This is a genomic window from Aeromicrobium sp. S22, from assembly GCF_009661045.1.
Taxonomy (GTDB): domain Bacteria; phylum Actinomycetota; class Actinomycetes; order Propionibacteriales; family Nocardioidaceae; genus Aeromicrobium; species Aeromicrobium yanjiei.
In genome coordinates, this window is sequence record NZ_WJWV01000001.1 from 616,641 (window position 1) to 632,379 (window position 15,739).

Sequence of the window (15,739 nt, forward strand, 5' to 3'; positions counted from 1 at the left end):
AGCAGACTCAGCCCCCGGCATGTCCGTACAGGCCAGCCACTTGGGCGCACGGGATGGGTCGGGCCTGCGGCGGCCCATGACCCGGCTCGACGTTAGGATTCGCAGTACTTGGGCCGCCTGTGTCGCTCCGGGCACGAGCACTGAGAGGGGAGCGCCATGTGGGCCGAGGACGTGACGTCCGTGGCGAGGCCGGGACGCGACGCACGGGCGCGAGAGGATCTCGTCCGCCAGCTGGCTGCCGCGGCGCGTGACCAGGCTGCACTGGACCAGATCGCCGCCCTCGCGGCACGCCTGCTCGGCGCTCCGTCGGCGCACGTCTCGCTGATCTCCCACGTGCAGACGGTCGTGGGCGCCGTGGGCGCCTCGCTGGAGTCGATCGGTGTCGAGACCCCGGCGGACGACTCGATGTGCACCCTCACCGCCGGGACCGGAGCGGCGCTCATGATCGGCGACGCGGCGAACGACGAGCGGGTGCGTGACCTGTCGGCCGTCCGTTCCGGCGAGATCGGCTCCTATCTCGGTGTGCCGCTCGTGGTGCGGGGCGAGAGCGTCGGAGCGCTGTGCGTCTACGGCCCGGGTACGCGCACCTGGTCCGAGCAGGACCTGCAGGTGCTCGAACAGCTCGCGACCTCGGCGGTGACCGAGCTGCACCTCGCGGTGCTCGCCGAGGAGCACGAGGACGAGCGGCTCGTGTGGCAGCTGGCGGTCGACGCGGCCGGTGTGGGCGCGTTCGACTGGAGCCTGACCACGGGCGAGCTGCGCTGGGACGAGCAGCTCATGGACCTGTTCGGCATCGACGAGACGACCTTCGGCCGCGACATCGAGTCGTTCAACGAGCTGGTCCACCCGGACGACCGTGACCGGGTGGCGGAGGCGCTCTCGACCGCGATCACGACCTGCGGCACGTACGTCGCGGAGTATCGGATCGTGCGCTCGGACGACACCGTCCGCTGGGTGGCCGCACGGGGCCGGGCCCTCGCAGGGCCCGACGGCGTGGCCGTCCGTCTGGTGGGTGCTGCGTACGACACGACAGCGGTCCAGGAGGGCGAGGCGCGGGTCGCCCGGCTGCTCGAGGCCATGCCGATGGCGTTCTTCCAGCTCGACCCGAGCTGGCGCTTCACGTTCCTCAACTCCGAGGCCAACCGGCTCCTCGGTGACATCGGTTCCCCGATCCTCGGCGGCGTGATCTGGGACCTGTTCCCCGATGCGGTCGGCAGCGACTTCGAGGCCAGCTACCGCGGCGCGGTCGAGACCGGCGAGCCGGTCGAGTTCGAGGCGTACTACCCGCCGCCGCTCGACCGCTGGTACGAGGTGCGGGGCTGGCCTGCGCCCGACGGGCTCGCCGTCTACTTCGTCGACGTGACCGAGCGCCGGCGCGCCCAGGAACGGGCCGAGAGCGCAGTCGAACGAGCCAAGCTGCTCTCGAGCATCACCGACTTCCTGACCGGGACCCGCGACCAGGAGCTCGCGTTCGCGCACCTCGCGGAGGTCGTGGTCGGGCCGTGGGCCGACTGGAGCACCGTCACGCTCGTCGACTACTCGACGCCGCAGTCCAGGACCCGCACGGCACCCCCCGGCGACCGGGAGGCCTGGCGGCGGGGGCTCCGCGACGTCGCCGGCTGGCACGCCGACCCGGACGCCCGCCGGCTCGTGGAGCGCTATCTCGAGGTGCGTCTCCCGGCACTGGGCGACGACTCCTTCCTCGCCCGGGCGGTCCGCGACAACCGTGCCGTCGTGGTGGACCAGGACGCGACCGCGGCGGTGGCCGCGGTCCTTGCCCCCGGAGAGGCCCGCGACGTCTACCTCCAGCTGGCCCCCTCCTCGGTGCTGGTGCTGCCGCTGCGGGGCCGCGAGCGCACGATCGGCCTGCTGGCCGTCTTCAAGGACGAGGGCAGCTTCAGCCCCGAGGACATCGCCGATCTCGTGGACGTCGCCGGCCGCGCCGGGGTGGCGCTGGACAACGTGCGCCTGTATGCCGAGCAGCGTGACCTGGCGGAAGGGCTGCAGCGCAGCCTCATGACGGCCCCGCCCGAGCCCGACCACCTGCACGTGTCGGTCCGTTACGAGCCGTCGGCGGAGGTCGCGCAGGTCGGTGGCGACTGGTACGACGCCTTCTTGCAGACCGGCGGTGCCACCAACATCGTGATCGGGGACGTGGTGGGGCACGACACCGCGGCGGCCGCCGCCATGGGTCAGCTCCGCAGCCTCCTGCGGGGAGTGGCCGTGACGACCGGCGCGGGACCGGCCGAGGTGCTGCGCCGCGTCGACGAAGCGGTGCAGACCCTGCAGATCGAGACCATGGCGACAGCGGTCGTGGCGCGGTTCGAGCAGACCTCCGAGGAGCGTCAGGCCGGCGTGACGAGGCTGCGCTGGTCCAACGCGGGGCACCCGCCGCCGCTCGTCGCGGTGCACCCCGAGGCGCCCGAGACACCCGAGACGAGCGAGGACGACCCCACGACCAGCCCGGCCGACGTGACGGTCACCGCGCTCTGGCCCGAGCGGGCCGATCTGCTCCTCGGCCTGGTGCCCGAGACGTCACGCACCGAGGCGGTCGTCGAGCTCCCTCGAGGCTGCACGGTCCTGCTCTACACCGACGGCCTCGTCGAGCGGCGCGGCCAGGGGCTCGACGAGGGCGTGGCCGAGCTCCAGGCCGTTCTGGCCGAGCTCGTCGCGGCAGGTCTGGAGCAGGAGGAGCTGTGCGACGAGCTCCTCGCCCGGATGCTCCCGGAGCAGCCCGAGGACGACGTCGCACTTGTGGCCGTCCGGCTGCACCCCCAGGACCGGCCCCGCCCCGAGCAGGCCGGCCCGGTCCGGCTGCCCGAGGGCGTCCCGACCGAGGAGACCTGCCGCGTGCCCGCACCGCACCGGCACGCGAGCGACGACCCGTGCACGAGCCTGAGCCTGCCGTTCGACCCCAGCAGTGCCGGCGTCGCACGCCACCAGATGGTGGAGGAGCTCGAACGGCTCGGATTCCGTCCCGGCTTCGTCCTGGACGCCGAGCTCGTGCTGGGCGAGCTCGCCGCCAACGGCATCGAGCACGGACGCCCCAGCTCGGCCGGCACGCTCGACGTCTCGTGGTGCATCGCGGACGACGTGCTCCGCATCAGCGTCTGCGACGGCGGCAAGTCCGCCGAGCTGCAGGCGCTCGAGCTGACGCGCGCGGGTCTGCGGGGCCGAGGGCTGGCCATCGTCGACCAGCTGTGCGACGCCTGGACGGTCGATGACCAGCAGGGCCTGCGCGTGACGGCCGAGCTGCACCACTTCGCGGACCTCGACGGCGCCTCAGGTGCAGCCGAGGGGGGGCTGGAGGCGAACCACTAGACTGGACACCCCCGGCCCAACCTGGAGGAGCATTCGTTGATCCCGCTGATCGCCGCACATTTCCTGGCTGCAGCGATCGCTCCGTGGCTCATCTCCGTGCTTCGCAGCCGAGCGTTCCTCGTTCTCGCTGTGGTCCCACTGGTCAGCTTCGGCTGGGCGCTCAGCCAGACCGGCAGCGTCCGGGACGGCGAGGGCCCCACCACCGTGCTCAGCTGGGTGCCCAGCCTCGGCGTCGACCTGGCGTTCCACATGGGAGCGCTGCAATGGCTCATGACGCTGATCGTGACGGGCATCGGGGCCTTGGTGCTCGGCTACTGCGCCTGGTACTTCTCCGACGACGACCCCGCACTGCCGTCCTTCGCGGGCACCTTCGTGGCGTTCGCGGGTTCGATGCTGGGACTCGTCCTGTGTGACGACCTGCTGGTCCTGTACGTGTTCTGGGAGCTGACCACTGTCTTCTCCTACCTGTTGATCGGCAGCGACCCGGCCAAGCGGGCCAGCCGCCAGGCCGCGATGCAGGCGCTCATCGTCACCACGTTGGGCGGCCTGGCCATGCTCGTGGGCATGCTCGTGCTCGGCCAGGACGCCGGGACGCATCGCATCAGCGAGATCCTCGCGGACCCGCCCACCGGAACGGCCGCTGCGGTCGCGGTCGCCCTGCTCCTGGTCGGTGCCCTCAGCAAGTCGGCTCTGGTCCCGTTCCACTTCTGGTTGCCGGGCGCGATGGCCGCTCCGACCCCCGTCAGCGCCTATCTGCACGCCGCGTCCATGGTGAAGGCCGGCGTCTACCTCGTCGCACTGCTCTCGCCGGCGTTCGCCGGCATCGCGGGGTGGCACGAGATGGTGCTCGTGCTCGGCATCGGCACGATGCTTCTGGGCGGATGGCGCGCCCTGCGCCAGTACGACATCAAGCTCCTCCTCGCCTACGGCACGGTGAGCCAGCTCGGCTTCCTGATCGTGGTGTTCGGCGTGGGCACGAGGGCAGCGGCGCTCGCCGGCGTGGCGATGCTGCTCGCCCACGCGTTGTTCAAGGCGACCCTGTTCCTCGTGGTCGGCATCATCGACCACCAGGCCGGCACGCGTGACCTGCGCCTGCTGTCGGGCGTCGGGAAGTCCGCGCCCGTCCTGTTCGTGACCGCCCTGGTCGCAGGGGCATCGATGGCCGGGCTGCCGCCCCTGCTCGGCTTCGTCGCCAAGGAGAGCGTCTTCGGCTCCCTGCTGGACGCCTCCCACGACCGGGCCGATCTCTCCCCGCTCGCGGCCGTCCTCGTCCTGGTCGGCGTGATCCTCGGCACCGTGCTCACCGTGGCCTACACGGTGCGGTTCCTCTGGGGTGCGTTCGCCCACAAGGCCGACGCGCCCGAGACGCTGTTCGCGCCGACGCCGCGCGGCTTCCTCTTCGCCCCCGTGGTCCTGGCCGCGCTGACGATCGCCTTGGGCTTCGCGGGGCCGGCGCTGACTCACGCGTTCGAGCCGTACACGCACCAGTTCCCAGAAGGCTCGCACGACACCGAGCTCGCCCTCTGGCACGGCTTCGAGCTGCCGCTGGCGTTCTCGGTCGTCGCGGTCGTCCTCGGTGTCGCGATCTTCTGGCGCCGGGCCGATTTCGGCCGGCTGCAGACCGCCGTGTCGCCGCGTTGGACCGCCGACGACGGCTACCGAATCGTGATGCGCACGGTCGACCGTCTCGCGGTGGAGACCACCGGCCTGACCCAGCGAGGCTCCGTCGCGGCGTACCTCGCGATCATCCTCCTGGTGGTGCTGCTTCTCCCTGGCACCGCTGTGCTCATGGCCCTCGACGAGCCCATCGAGGTGGTGCGCTGGGACACCCCCGCGCAGGCCGTCGTGGGCGTCATCATCGTGCTGGCGGCGTTGTTCGCGGCACGGTCGCGTCGACGGTTGCGGGCGGTCATCCTCGTGGGCGTCACCGGCTACGGCACGGCGATGCTGTTCGTCCTGCACGGTGCCCCGGACCTCGCCCTCACCCAGGTCCTCGTGGAGACGACCAGCCTGGTCATCTTCGTGCTGGTGCTGCGGCGGCTGCCGTCGCACTTCACCGATCGCCCCCTGTCGCCGCGTCGCTACCTGCGCATGGCGCTGGGTGCGGCCGTCGGCGCCACGGTCGCCCTGGTCATGCTCGTCACGACCGGCTCCCGCACCGCGGACCCGATCTCGAAGCGCTATCCGGACGAGGTCGTCGAGTTCGGTGGCGGCCACAACATCGTCAACGTGATCCTCGTCGACATCAGGGCGTGGGACACGCTCGGGGAGATCTCCGTGCTGGTCGCGGCGGCCACCGGTGTGGCGAGCCTGATCTTCCTCGACACGCGGATGTCCGGCATCCGCCGCGTGTACGACATCCCGTACCCCGCGTCCGTCGACAAGATCCCGACCGCTCCGGGGCGGCGCGTGTGGCTGCCGGGGCCGAGGACGTTGCCGCCGGACCGCCGCTCGATCATCTTCGAGGTGGTGGCCCGGTTGCTGTTCCCCGTGCTCATCGTCTTCGGGATCTATCTGCTCCTCGCGGGTCACAACCTGCCCGGTGGCGGATTCGCGGCCGGCATGGTGACCGGTCTGGCGCTGATGGTCCGCTATCTCGCGGGCGGGCGGTACGAGCTGGACGAGGCCGCACCGATCGACGCCGGCGTCCTGATGGGCACGGGCCTGTTCATCGCGGCCGCCTCGGGCCTCGCGCCGCTCGCCTTCGGGGGTGCCGTGCTGCAGAGCGCGTTGATCGACCTCGAGGTGCCGGTCCTGGGTGAGCTGCACCTCGTCACGTCGACCTTCTTCGACATCGGGGTCTACCTGGTGGTGGTGGGTCTGGTGCTCGACCTGCTGCGTGCCCTCGGCGCCCGGATCGACCGTCAGATCCTGCGCGAGGAACGCGCCGCCGAGCAGGAGGTCCGCCTGTGAGCACCAACGTGAGCTTGATCCTGACGGCGTCCGCGCTCATCGGGTGTGGCGTCTACCTGATCCTCGAGCGGAGCCTGACCCGGGTGCTGGCGGGCCTGCTCCTCATGGGCAACGGCGTGAGCATCCTGTTCCTCATCGCCGGGGGACGCGCGGGCGACGCCCCGATCGAGGGCAAGACCGACGTGGCCGACATGGCGGACCCGCTGCCCCAGGCGTTGGTGCTGACGGCGATCGTGATCGCCCTGGCCACGACGGCGTTCCTGCTCGCGATGGCCTACCGCAGCTGGCAGCTGAATGCCAACGACGACGTCCAGGACGACGTCGAGGACGCCTCGATCCGCCGTCTCGCGGCTGCTGACGAGGCCTCGGACAGCCACGACCTGGCCACCGGCGGCCAGGACGACGACGAAGTGACGGAGGAGGGCGCATGAACTACCTGGTCCCGCTGCCCGTGATCCTGCCGCTCTTCGGAGCCGGCGCGACGCTGATGCTGTCCCGCTGGCCGAAGGCCCAGCGGTGGGTCAGCTTCGCGGTGCTCGTCGCCGTGGTCGTGATCGCCGCGGTGCTCCTGTACCGGGCCGATCAGTACGGGCCCCAGGTCACCTGGCTCGGCGCCTGGACGCCGCCCTTGGGCATCAGCCTCGTCGCCGACCGGCTCTCCGCGCTGATGCTCCTGGTCTCCGCGGTCGTCACGCTCGTGGTCCTCGTCTACTCGATCGGTCAGGGCATGACCGGCGACGAGCGGGAGGCGCCGGTCTCGATCTACCACCCGACGTTCCTGGTGCTGGTGGCCGGCGTCTCCAACGCCTTCCTCGCCGGCGACCTGTTCAACCTCTTCGTCAGCTTCGAGATGCTGTTGTTCGCGAGCTACGTGCTGCTGACCCTGGGCGGCACCGAGACGCGCATCCGGGCCGGGACGATCTACGTCGTCGTGAACATGCTGTCGTCCTCGCTGTTCCTGATCTCGATCGCCGCGGTGTACGCGGCCACCGGAAGCCTCAACTTCGCCCAGCTCGCGCAACGCATCCAGGACCTGCCCGACTCGGTCAGCCTCACCCTGCAGCTGCTGCTGCTCGTGACGTTCGCGGTCAAGGCGGCAGTGTTCCCGCTCTCGTTGTGGCTCCCCGACAGCTATCCGACTGCTCCCGCGCCGGTGACGGCCGTGTTCGCAGGACTGCTCACCAAGGTCGGCGTCTACGCGATTCTGCGCGTCCAGACGCTGCTGTTCCCGGACAGCCCTCTGACGAACCTGTTGATGTGGGCAGCGCTCATCACGATGGTGATCGGCATCCTGGGCGCGATCGCGCAGTCCGACATCAAGCGCATGCTCTCGTTCACCCTCGTCAGCCACATCGGCTACATGATCTTCGGCATCGGCCTGGCCACCGAGGCGGGAGTCTCCGGAGCGGTCTTCTACGTCGCGCACCACATCACGATCCAGACCGCCCTCTTCCTGGTCGTGGGCCTCATCGAGCGTCGGGCCGGCAGCACCTCGCTGCTGCGTCTGGGCGGTCTCGCCCGGCTCTCCCCGGTGCTGGCCATCTTGTTCTTCGTGCCTGCCATGAACCTGGCCGGGATCCCGCCGTTGTCGGGCTTCCTGGGCAAGATCGGTCTGCTCCAGGCCGGGCTCGACGTGGGCACCCCCCTCGCCGTGACCCTCGTGATCGGCGGCGTCGTCACGAGCCTGTTGACGTTGTACGCAGTGGCCAAGACCTGGGCGATCGCGTTCTGGCGCACCCCCGAGCAGGCGCACGAGACCGCGCAGGCGCTGCCGAGCCCCGGGGAGGAGGCCGATGCGCTGCACCCGACCGTCACGATGGTCCGCCACCGCGGCCACGTCCACTCCGGCGGCACGGCGTACGCGACCTCGGACCTTGAGGAGGCGCGTCAGGTGCGCGACGAGGACGCGCCGGACCGTGACCTCTACCAGCTGCTGCGGGACGGCGCGCTGCCCGAGCGCCTGCCCCGCTCGATGGTGCTGCCCACCGCTGCGCTGATCGGGTTCAGCGTGGTCTTCACGCTCGTCGCCGGGCCGATGTTCGGTTACACCGACCGAGCCGCGACCGACCTCATGCAGCGCACCCCCTACCTCGAGGCCGTCCTGGACGGGGGCAGCCGATGAGCCCCAAGCTGAAGACCCGTCGCAACGGCCAGGTCCGCCCTGCTCGCTACCGGTCGCTGCAGCTGCCCGTCCTGCTCTGGCTGACACTCGTGTGGGTCGTGCTCTGGGGTCACATCTCCGTCCTGACGGTCCTCGGCGGTTTCGTCGTCGCGGTGATCGCCTGCTTCGTGTTCCCGCTGCCGCCGTTGCGGCTCGACGTGCGCGTGCGTCCGGTGGCGCTGGTGTGGCTGGTCGTCCGGTTCGCGATCGACGTCATCGTGTCGAGCGTGCAGGTGGCGTGGGTCGTGGTGCGGCCCTCCCGGCCGCCGCGCAACGCGGTCGTCGCGGTGAACCTGCGGACCCCGTCGGACTTCGTCCTCACCGTGGTGGCCGAGATGACCTGCCTGATTCCCGGCAGCATCGTGATCGAGGCCCGCCGCTCGACGCACACCTTGTTCCTGCACGTCCTCGACGTCGGGGACGAGGCCGGTGCCGACCACTTCCGCCAGCGGGTCCTCGACCAGGAGGCCCGGCTCGTCCGTGCCCTGGGCCATCACGTCGATCATCTCGACGACGCCACGCCCGTCCCGGGAGGAGCCCGATGACGATCGCCCTGCTCATCGCGGCAGCGATGCTGCTCATCGGTGCCGTGTGCGCTGTCGCCCGGATGACCATGGGGCCCACGGTGCTCGACCGCGCGGTGGCCCTGGACGTCTTCGTCGCCCTCGGCATCTGCGGCCTCGCGATCGAGGCGGCGTACGGCCGCCACACCTTCACCCTGCCGCTCCTGCTGGTGCTGACCCTCCTCGGGTTCGTGGGCTCGGTCAGCATCGCCCGGTTCACCCAAGGCAGTGACGACATCGAGGAGGACCCCTCGTGAGCTGGACCGACGTCGCGGACGCCGCTGCCGCGGTGTGCTTCCTGCTGGGCGCGCTGCTGGGTCTCATCGCCGCGGTCGGCGTCCTGAAGCTGCCCGATCTGCTCAGCCGCATGCACGCCGCGACCAAGCCGCAGGTGCTCGGCCTGCTCCTCATGCTGCTCGGCCTGGGGCTGCGGCTGCGGGACCCCGGCACGATCGGCCTGCTCGTGCTGATCGGGCTGTTCCAGATGCTCACGACACCCGTCGCCAACCACATGGTCGCCCGCGCGTCCTACCGTGCCGGCCAGCTGCGGGTGGACGACCTCGTCGTCAACGACCTCGCGAACGACGACTACGAGGGGCCCTCCCGCGGCGAGCCGTGACCGGGCTCAGCGCGACGGGTTGGCCACGACCAGGTCCGGGGAGATGTCCCGGGCCTGGGTCGCACCGGTGAGGGCCATCGTCAGGTCGAGCTCGGCGAGGACGTTGGAGATCACGGCCTCGGCTCCGGCCTGACCGGCCAGGGCGACGCCGTACATGTACGGCCGACCGAGCAGGCACGCGTCCGCCCCATGGGCCAGCGCCATGAAGACGTCAGCCCCGGTGCGGATGCCGCTGTCGAACAGGACCGTCGGCTCGGGGCCGATCGCCTCGCGCACCGCGATGAGCGCGTCGAGCGAGGCGATCGAGCTGTCCACCTGACGTCCGCCGTGGTTGGAGACCACGATCGCGTCGACGCCCAGGTCGAACGCCCGACGGGCGTCGTCGGGATGCAGGATCCCCTTGAGCACGACGGGCAGCCGGGTGCGCTCCCGCAGGGTCTCGAGGTGGCTCCAGCTCAGTCCGGGGTTGGAGTAGATGTCCAGGAACGTCTCGACGGACGCCCGCGGCTCGGGCGAGCGCAGGTTGGACCAGAAGGTCCCGGGGTGCTGCCGAGTCATCGAGATGAGCGACTTGACGGCCCCGAGCGTGATCGTCGTGTCGGGCTTGGTCCCCGAGCTCTTGGCGGCCGCGATGCGCTCGCGGACGATCTGCAGGAACCGCGGGTCGGACGTGTACTGGCCGATGCCCTTGCCCTGCGCGAACGGCAAGGACCCCAGGTTGAGGTCCTGCGGCCGCCAGCCCAGCAGCGTCGTGTCCAACGTGACGACCAGTGCCTCCGCCCCGTTGGCCTCTGCGCGGGTGATGAGGCTGTCGACCAGGTCCTCGTCGGTGCTCCAGTAGAGCTGCATCCAGTGCCGCCCGCCGCCCATCGCCGCGGCGGTCTCCTCCATCGGGGTGCCGCCCTGGTTGGTGAAGACGTACGGCACGCCGGTGGCGGCAGCCGCCCTCGCGACGTGCAGGTCGCAGTCGGGATCGATGAGCTGACCGGCCCCGACCGGGGCCAGCAGCAGCGGCGTCGGCAGCCGGGTGCCGAACAGGTCGACGGACAGGTCCCGGGTCGCCTGCCCGTGGGCCATCCGCGGCACCACGGCCCAGCGGTCGAACGCCGCCCGGTTGTTGCGCATCGTGCGGCCCTCGCCGGCGCCGCCCGCGACGTACGCCCACGCCTTGGCCGAGGACGCCTTCGCGGCCCGCCGCTCCAGCTCGGCGAAGTCCGTCGGCACCGCAGGCCGGCGGCCCAGCACGCCCTCGCGGTAGATCGCGCTCTGACGGGAGCGACCGACCCCTTCTGCGGGCGGGGCGCCGGTCGTGGAGCGGGGTTCGTGCAGCTGCGACATGAGGCATCCTTCGAGACAGCGGGCAAGGCGGTGGGACGACTGTACGCATCGGGGGGGTGTGACCCAGTTCTCAGCCCAACCTGAGAGCCAGATGAATAGAGCTCGTCCCAGCAGGTATCTCCTACTCATGAGTAGTCACGGCAACACATCAAACGCCAACCGGGCCCACACCTACGATCCGCACCGCGCGGACCCCAAGGGTGCGTACATCGCGACCGCGGGTGTCGTCATCTTCGTCATCGCGACGTTCCTCGCCTGGATCAACACCGATGACAAGAGCTTCAGCGGCTACGAGGCCGACACCGTCATCCCGTTCACGGCCTACCTGGGCATCGGCTTCGCCGCAGCCCTGCTGTACGCCGCGAAGCGTGCGACCCGTCGCCAGCACCGCGGACTGTCCCTGTCCTCGATGGCTGCGGGCATCGCCGCCATCGGTCTGTCCCTGTCCTACCTGCTCGAGGTTCCCGGCGGCGCTGAGCGCAAGGCCGGCTTCGACACCGAGATCGGCGTGTACGTCGGTCTGATCGGCGCCCTGGTCTGGGCCGTCGGCTCGTTCCTGCTCGCGATGGAGCCCGAGGGCGACATCGAGCACCGTCAGGACGGCGACCACCGCACGAACGACGGAACGCACTCCGGCAACTGAGCCACATCCCTAGTGCGGGCCGGCGTCTCTCCTGGAGACGCCGGCCCGCCTCGTCCATCCATCCGAAGGAAGCCGCGATGTCCCACACGCGTCATGTCCCCAGCACCATGCACGACCAGCTGGTCGACACCGTCGCCGAGATCAAGCCGCGCCTGCGCGGATGGCTCCACGCGGCGACGGCACCTCTTGCCTTCATCGCCCTCCTCGGCATGCTGGTCGTGGCCGACACCACCCGCGATCGCCTGGGCGTCGCGGTGTACATGGTGAGTGCACTGCTGTTGTTCACCTGCAGCGCGGTCTACCACACCGGCACGTGGTCCCCCCGCCACCTGCGCCTGCTCAAGCGCATCGACCACGCCAACATCTTCGTCCTCATCGCCGGATCCAGCACGCCGTTCGCGCTCATGCTGCTCTCGGAGCAGCGCGCCGCGATCCTCCTGGCCACGATGTGGGGTGGCGCAGCGCTCGGCATCGCGTTCAAGATCTTCTGGGTCGACGCCCCGCGCTGGTCCAACGCCCCGCTCTACCTGCTTCTCGGCTGGGCGCCGGTCATCTTCGCAGGCGACTTCGTCGACGCCGCATCGCCGACGGTGCTCTTCCTCCTGACCGCAGGCGGTCTGCTCTACACCGCAGGTGCGGTCGTGTACGGCACGAAGCGGCCGGACCCCTCGCCCGCGTTCTTCGGCTACCACGAGGTCTTCCACAGCCTGACGGTCGCGGCATTCGCGGCGCACTGCCTCGGCGTCGGCGTGCTGCTGCACACGCAGGGCTGATCCCTGCGACGAGGTGTTCACGCACCGGACATCGGGGTATTGGCACCGCAACGTCCAAGGCCCCGGGACCCGGGAGAAGGAGCGACTCGTGAAGGCAATGGTCTACCGGGGGCCCTACAAGGTCCGCGTCGAGGAGAAGCAGGACCCGAGGATCGAGCACCCCAACGACGCGATCGTCCGCGTGACGATGGCGTCGATCTGCGGATCCGACCTGCACCTCTATCACGGGATGATGCCCGACACGCGAGTCGGCCACACCTTCGGCCACGAGTTCATCGGCATCGTGGAGGAGGTCGGCCCGTCGGTCGAGAACCTGTCCCCGGGTGACCGGGTGATGGTGCCGTTCAACGTCTACTGCGGGTCCTGCTACTTCTGCGCACGCGGCCTCTACTCCAACTGCCACAACGTCAACCCCAACGCGACCGCGGTCGGCGGCATCTACGGCTACTCGCACACGTGCGGCGGCTACGACGGCGGTCAGGCCGAGCTGGTGCGCGTGCCGTTCGCCGACGTCGGCCCCTCCCGCATCCCGGACTGGATGGACGACGAGGACGCGCTGCTGTGCACCGACGCGCTCGCCACCGGATACTTCGGCGCCCAGCTCGGTGACATCGTGGAGGGCGACACCGTGGTGGTGTTCGGTGCCGGACCGGTCGGCCTGTTCGCGGCCAAGTCCGCGTGGTTCATGGGGGCGGGACGGGTCATCGTGATCGACCACCTGGACTACCGGCTCGAGAAGGCCCGCGAGTTCGCCCACGCCGAGACGTTCAACTTCGCCGAGCACCAGGACATCGTGGTGGAGATGAAGAAGACGACCGGCCATCTCGGCGCGGACGTCGTGATCGACGCGGTCGGCGCGGAGGCCGACGGCAACCTGCTCCAGCACGTGACGTCCGCCAAGCTCAAGCTGCAGGGCGGATCGCCCATCGCCCTCAACTGGGCGATCGACTCGGTGCGCAAGGGCGGCACGGTCTCGGTCATGGGGGCGTACGGTCCGATGTTCAGCGCCGTGAAGTTCGGTGACGCGCTCAACAAGGGCCTGACGCTCAACATGAACCAGTGCCCCGCGAAGCGGCAGTGGCCCCGCCTGTTCGAGCACATCCGCAACGGGCACCTGAAGCCGAGCGACATCATCACCCACCACATCCCGCTCGAGCACATCGCCGAGGGCTATCACATCTTCTCGGCCAAGCTCGACAACGTCATCAAGCCCGTCATCGTCCCGAGCTGAGAGGTGCCGTCATGACCTACACCGCACAGAAGCCGCCGCTCGCCCGGACCAGCGACGAGCTGCGCGCCCAGATCCCCGGGTGGGGCGTCGACCTGGATCCCGCCGACCGTCCGGCCTTTCCGCAGGAGCGGCGCGATCTCGACTCCGGTGCCCACTGGGAGTTCCCCGAGCGCCAGGAGTCGCACGGCTTCCGCGAGCGGTCGATCGAGCACGGCATGCTCCCGCCGGTGTTCGGCACCTCGGCCCCGCTGCGCGGGCTGTCCGGAGTCATTCGCCGCTACTCGTACGCCCGGTTCAGCGAGGCGCGCGCGGCGCACTGGCTCCTGCTGCTGGGCGCGGACCGGGTGGACGCGGTGGAGAGCCACCTGCGCTCGCTGCTGACCGCCCGCCCCGACAATCCGCTGACCGAGACCGGGATCCGTTCCGAGCTCACCCACCACGGCCTCGCCTCGCGCCGCGCGGGCCACCGGGTCGACACGTGGCACCAGTGGATCGACCCGATCCTCGTGGCCGGGCCCTGGGTCGTCACCGGGACGGTCGCCGTCCGGGCGCTGCGCCGCCTGGCCCGGGGGAGAAGGCGTCCGGACGGTTCCGCATGATCACGATGGACGTCGTGCCCGGCGTGCACCTGGTCGCGGTCGCGAGCACCAACCTGTACGTCCTGGAGGACGGTGGTGCGGTGACGATCGTGGACGCCGGCCTGCCGAGGATGTGGGACGAGACGACGCAGGTCCTGGACCGGATCGGCCGTGGCTGGGACGATGTCGCCGGATTCGTGCTGACCCACGGACACTTCGACCACGTCGGGATCCTGGCGCGCGCGGTCGCGGAGCACGACGTTCCGGTGTGGGTGCACCCCGGTGACCAGCGGATCGTGCGTCACCCGTACCGCTACCACCCGGGGCGTCCCCGGCTGGTCTATCCCTTCCTCCACCCCCGCTCGGTGCCGCACCTGTCGAGCATGGCCGCGGCCGGCGCGCTGCGGGTGCGTGGCGTCGAGCCGAGCCACGCGCTCGTGGACGGCCAGACGCTGGACCTGCCCGGTCGGCCGACCGTGATCCACACGCCCGGGCACACCGACGGGCACTGTGCACTGCACGTGCCGTCGCACGACGTGATCTTCACGGGGGACGCCCTGGTGACGCTCGATCCCTACTCGGGACGCACCGGACCGCGGGTCGTGGGTCGCGGCGGGACGCACGACGCCGCCACCGCGAAGGAGTCGCTCACCCGCATCGGTGCCTCCGGCGCCCGGGTCGTGCTCACGGGGCACGGCGTGCCGTGGACGGGCGGAGCGGCCGAGGCGTCGGCAGCGGCGCGCGCCGCCGACATCGCCTGAGGTTCAGCGCGGTGCGATGACCCGGGGGATCTGGTCGATCCGCGCGACGTCGGCGCTGATGTCTCCGGCCGTGCGGATCAACAGCGGCAGGAAGTCATCGGTCAGGGCCTCGACCGAGACCTCTGCCGCATGGACCGTGACGTTGGCCGCCGCGATCACGGTCCCGCTCCCGTCGCGGATCGGGGCCGCGATCGAGCGGATGCCCCCGGCGAGGTGCTCGTCGGTCAGCACCCAGCCGCGGGCCCGGGTCTGGGAGAGGATCGCCTGCAGCTCGTCCTCGCCCGGCTCGTGCCGCGGCTCGATGCCCGAGCGGCTCGGCTGGGACAACGCCGCCTCGAGCTCGGCCGGGCTGAGATCGGCCAGCATGATCCGCCCCAGGGACGTCGAGGTGGCCGGGAACCGGGTGCCGATCGAGACGGCGAGCGAGATGATCTTGGGCACCGCGACCCGCGCGACGTAGACGATGTCCGAGCCGTCGAGCTGCGCGATCGACGAGGACTGGTGGGTCTGCGCCACGAGCGACTCGAGATGGGGTCGGGCCAGGTCCCACAGCCCGTGGGCCTGGATGTACGTCAGGCCGAGGTCGAGCACCCGGGGGGTCAGGGAGAAGCCGGTCTGGGACTCCCGGACGTACCCCAGCTCGATCAGCGTGAGGAGCATCCGCCGTGCCGTCGGCCGGGAGAGCTCGGTGCGCGCCGCCACCTCCGACAGGGTGAGGGTGGGGCACTGGGGGGTGAAGGCCTTGACGACGTCGAAGCCGCGAGCGACCGACTCGATGAAGTCCGGCCCCGTGCCTCGTGTCACCACTGCCCGTCGTCCCCTCTCGCCTCGTCGGCGC

Annotated in this window: 14 protein-coding genes; 12 read left to right on the top strand and 2 right to left on the bottom strand. The window is 70.6% G+C overall.

Annotated elements, in window-relative coordinates:
• The first annotated feature begins 156 nt into the window (after window positions 1-156).
• From GEV27_RS03040 to mnhG, 7 genes are read left to right on the top strand one after another with little or no spacing between them, the layout of a single operon-like run.
• Window positions 157-3,321 carry a SpoIIE family protein phosphatase gene (locus tag GEV27_RS03040; protein WP_153933445.1) on the top strand — a complete coding sequence of 1,055 codons (3,165 nt, stop codon included), beginning with the start codon at window positions 157-159 and terminating at the stop codon, window positions 3,319-3,321.
• Between the two features lie 36 nt (window positions 3,322-3,357).
• Window positions 3,358-6,234, top strand: a complete 2,877-nt coding sequence (locus GEV27_RS03045) for a Na+/H+ antiporter subunit A (RefSeq protein ID WP_153910015.1) — start codon at window positions 3,358-3,360, stop codon at window positions 6,232-6,234.
• The gene (locus GEV27_RS03050; protein WP_153654473.1) at window positions 6,231-6,665 is read left to right on the top strand and encodes a Na(+)/H(+) antiporter subunit C; all 435 of its coding nucleotides are present in this window, start codon (window positions 6,231-6,233) and stop codon (window positions 6,663-6,665) included. Before GEV27_RS03045 ends, GEV27_RS03050 begins: the two co-directional genes overlap by 4 nt.
• Complete coding sequence (locus tag GEV27_RS03055; RefSeq protein ID WP_153933446.1) at window positions 6,662-8,356, top strand: Na+/H+ antiporter subunit D; 1,695 nt, start codon at window positions 6,662-6,664, stop codon at window positions 8,354-8,356. The genes GEV27_RS03050 and GEV27_RS03055 overlap by 4 nt, the downstream gene beginning before the upstream one ends.
• Window positions 8,353-8,940, top strand: a complete 588-nt coding sequence (locus GEV27_RS03060) for a Na+/H+ antiporter subunit E (protein WP_153654471.1) — start codon at window positions 8,353-8,355, stop codon at window positions 8,938-8,940. Before GEV27_RS03055 ends, GEV27_RS03060 begins: the two co-directional genes overlap by 4 nt.
• Entirely contained in the window at window positions 8,937-9,215 is a 279-nt protein-coding gene (locus GEV27_RS03065; protein ID WP_153933447.1) for a monovalent cation/H+ antiporter complex subunit F, read from the top strand. Before GEV27_RS03060 ends, GEV27_RS03065 begins: the two co-directional genes overlap by 4 nt.
• Entirely contained in the window at window positions 9,212-9,577 is a 366-nt protein-coding gene (gene mnhG / locus GEV27_RS03070) for a monovalent cation/H(+) antiporter subunit G (RefSeq protein ID WP_153654469.1), read from the top strand. The genes GEV27_RS03065 and mnhG overlap by 4 nt, the downstream gene beginning before the upstream one ends.
• A gap of 6 nt (window positions 9,578-9,583) precedes the next feature.
• On the opposite strand, the gene GEV27_RS03075 is transcribed toward mnhG, so the two are convergent.
• Window positions 9,584-10,915, bottom strand: coding sequence for an alpha-hydroxy-acid oxidizing protein (locus GEV27_RS03075; RefSeq protein ID WP_153910016.1), 1,332 nt, complete (start codon window positions 10,913-10,915; stop codon window positions 9,584-9,586).
• A 127-nt stretch (window positions 10,916-11,042) separates the two neighbouring features.
• On the opposite strand from GEV27_RS03075, the gene GEV27_RS03080 reads away from it, so the two are divergent.
• From GEV27_RS03080 to GEV27_RS03100, 5 genes are all read left to right on the top strand, one after another.
• On the top strand, window positions 11,043-11,558 hold the full coding sequence (locus GEV27_RS03080) for a hypothetical protein (protein WP_153910017.1): 516 nt from the start codon (window positions 11,043-11,045) through the stop codon (window positions 11,556-11,558).
• A 77-nt stretch (window positions 11,559-11,635) separates the two neighbouring features.
• Window positions 11,636-12,331 carry a hemolysin III family protein gene (locus GEV27_RS03085; protein WP_194944112.1) on the top strand — a complete coding sequence of 232 codons (696 nt, stop codon included), beginning with the start codon at window positions 11,636-11,638 and terminating at the stop codon, window positions 12,329-12,331.
• A gap of 97 nt (window positions 12,332-12,428) precedes the next feature.
• Window positions 12,429-13,562 carry a zinc-dependent alcohol dehydrogenase gene (locus GEV27_RS03090; protein ID WP_153933946.1) on the top strand — a complete coding sequence of 378 codons (1,134 nt, stop codon included), beginning with the start codon at window positions 12,429-12,431 and terminating at the stop codon, window positions 13,560-13,562.
• Between the two features lie 11 nt (window positions 13,563-13,573).
• The gene (locus GEV27_RS03095; RefSeq protein ID WP_153933448.1) at window positions 13,574-14,161 is read left to right on the top strand and encodes a hypothetical protein; all 588 of its coding nucleotides are present in this window, start codon (window positions 13,574-13,576) and stop codon (window positions 14,159-14,161) included.
• Complete coding sequence (locus GEV27_RS03100) at window positions 14,158-14,901, top strand: MBL fold metallo-hydrolase (RefSeq protein WP_153910019.1); 744 nt, start codon at window positions 14,158-14,160, stop codon at window positions 14,899-14,901. Before GEV27_RS03095 ends, GEV27_RS03100 begins: the two co-directional genes overlap by 4 nt.
• A gap of 3 nt (window positions 14,902-14,904) precedes the next feature.
• Here the strand turns inward: GEV27_RS03100 and GEV27_RS03105 are convergent, their stop codons facing one another.
• Entirely contained in the window at window positions 14,905-15,705 is an 801-nt protein-coding gene (locus GEV27_RS03105; RefSeq protein WP_309222002.1) for an IclR family transcriptional regulator C-terminal domain-containing protein, read from the bottom strand.
• Window positions 15,706-15,739 lie beyond the last annotated feature (34 nt).

Bases quoted from the DNA above. Each gene is read 5' to 3' on its own strand.
- GEV27_RS03040 (WP_153933445.1), top strand. From the start codon at position 157: ATGTGGGCCGAGGACGTGACGTCCGTGGCGAGGCCGGGACGCGACGCA.
- GEV27_RS03055 (WP_153933446.1), top strand. From the start codon at position 6,662: ATGAACTACCTGGTCCCGCTGCCCGTGATCCTGCCGCTCTTCGGAGCC.
- GEV27_RS03060 (WP_153654471.1), top strand. From the start codon at position 8,353: ATGAGCCCCAAGCTGAAGACCCGTCGCAACGGCCAGGTCCGCCCTGCT.
- GEV27_RS03065 (WP_153933447.1), top strand. From the start codon at position 8,937: ATGACGATCGCCCTGCTCATCGCGGCAGCGATGCTGCTCATCGGTGCC.
- GEV27_RS03075 (WP_153910016.1), bottom strand. From the start codon at position 10,915: ATGTCGCAGCTGCACGAACCCCGCTCCACGACCGGCGCCCCGCCCGCA.
- GEV27_RS03080 (WP_153910017.1), top strand. From the start codon at position 11,043: ATGAGTAGTCACGGCAACACATCAAACGCCAACCGGGCCCACACCTAC.
- GEV27_RS03085 (WP_194944112.1), top strand. From the start codon at position 11,636: ATGTCCCACACGCGTCATGTCCCCAGCACCATGCACGACCAGCTGGTC.
- GEV27_RS03090 (WP_153933946.1), top strand. From the start codon at position 12,429: ATGGTCTACCGGGGGCCCTACAAGGTCCGCGTCGAGGAGAAGCAGGAC.
- GEV27_RS03095 (WP_153933448.1), top strand. From the start codon at position 13,574: ATGACCTACACCGCACAGAAGCCGCCGCTCGCCCGGACCAGCGACGAG.
- GEV27_RS03100 (WP_153910019.1), top strand. From the start codon at position 14,158: ATGATCACGATGGACGTCGTGCCCGGCGTGCACCTGGTCGCGGTCGCG.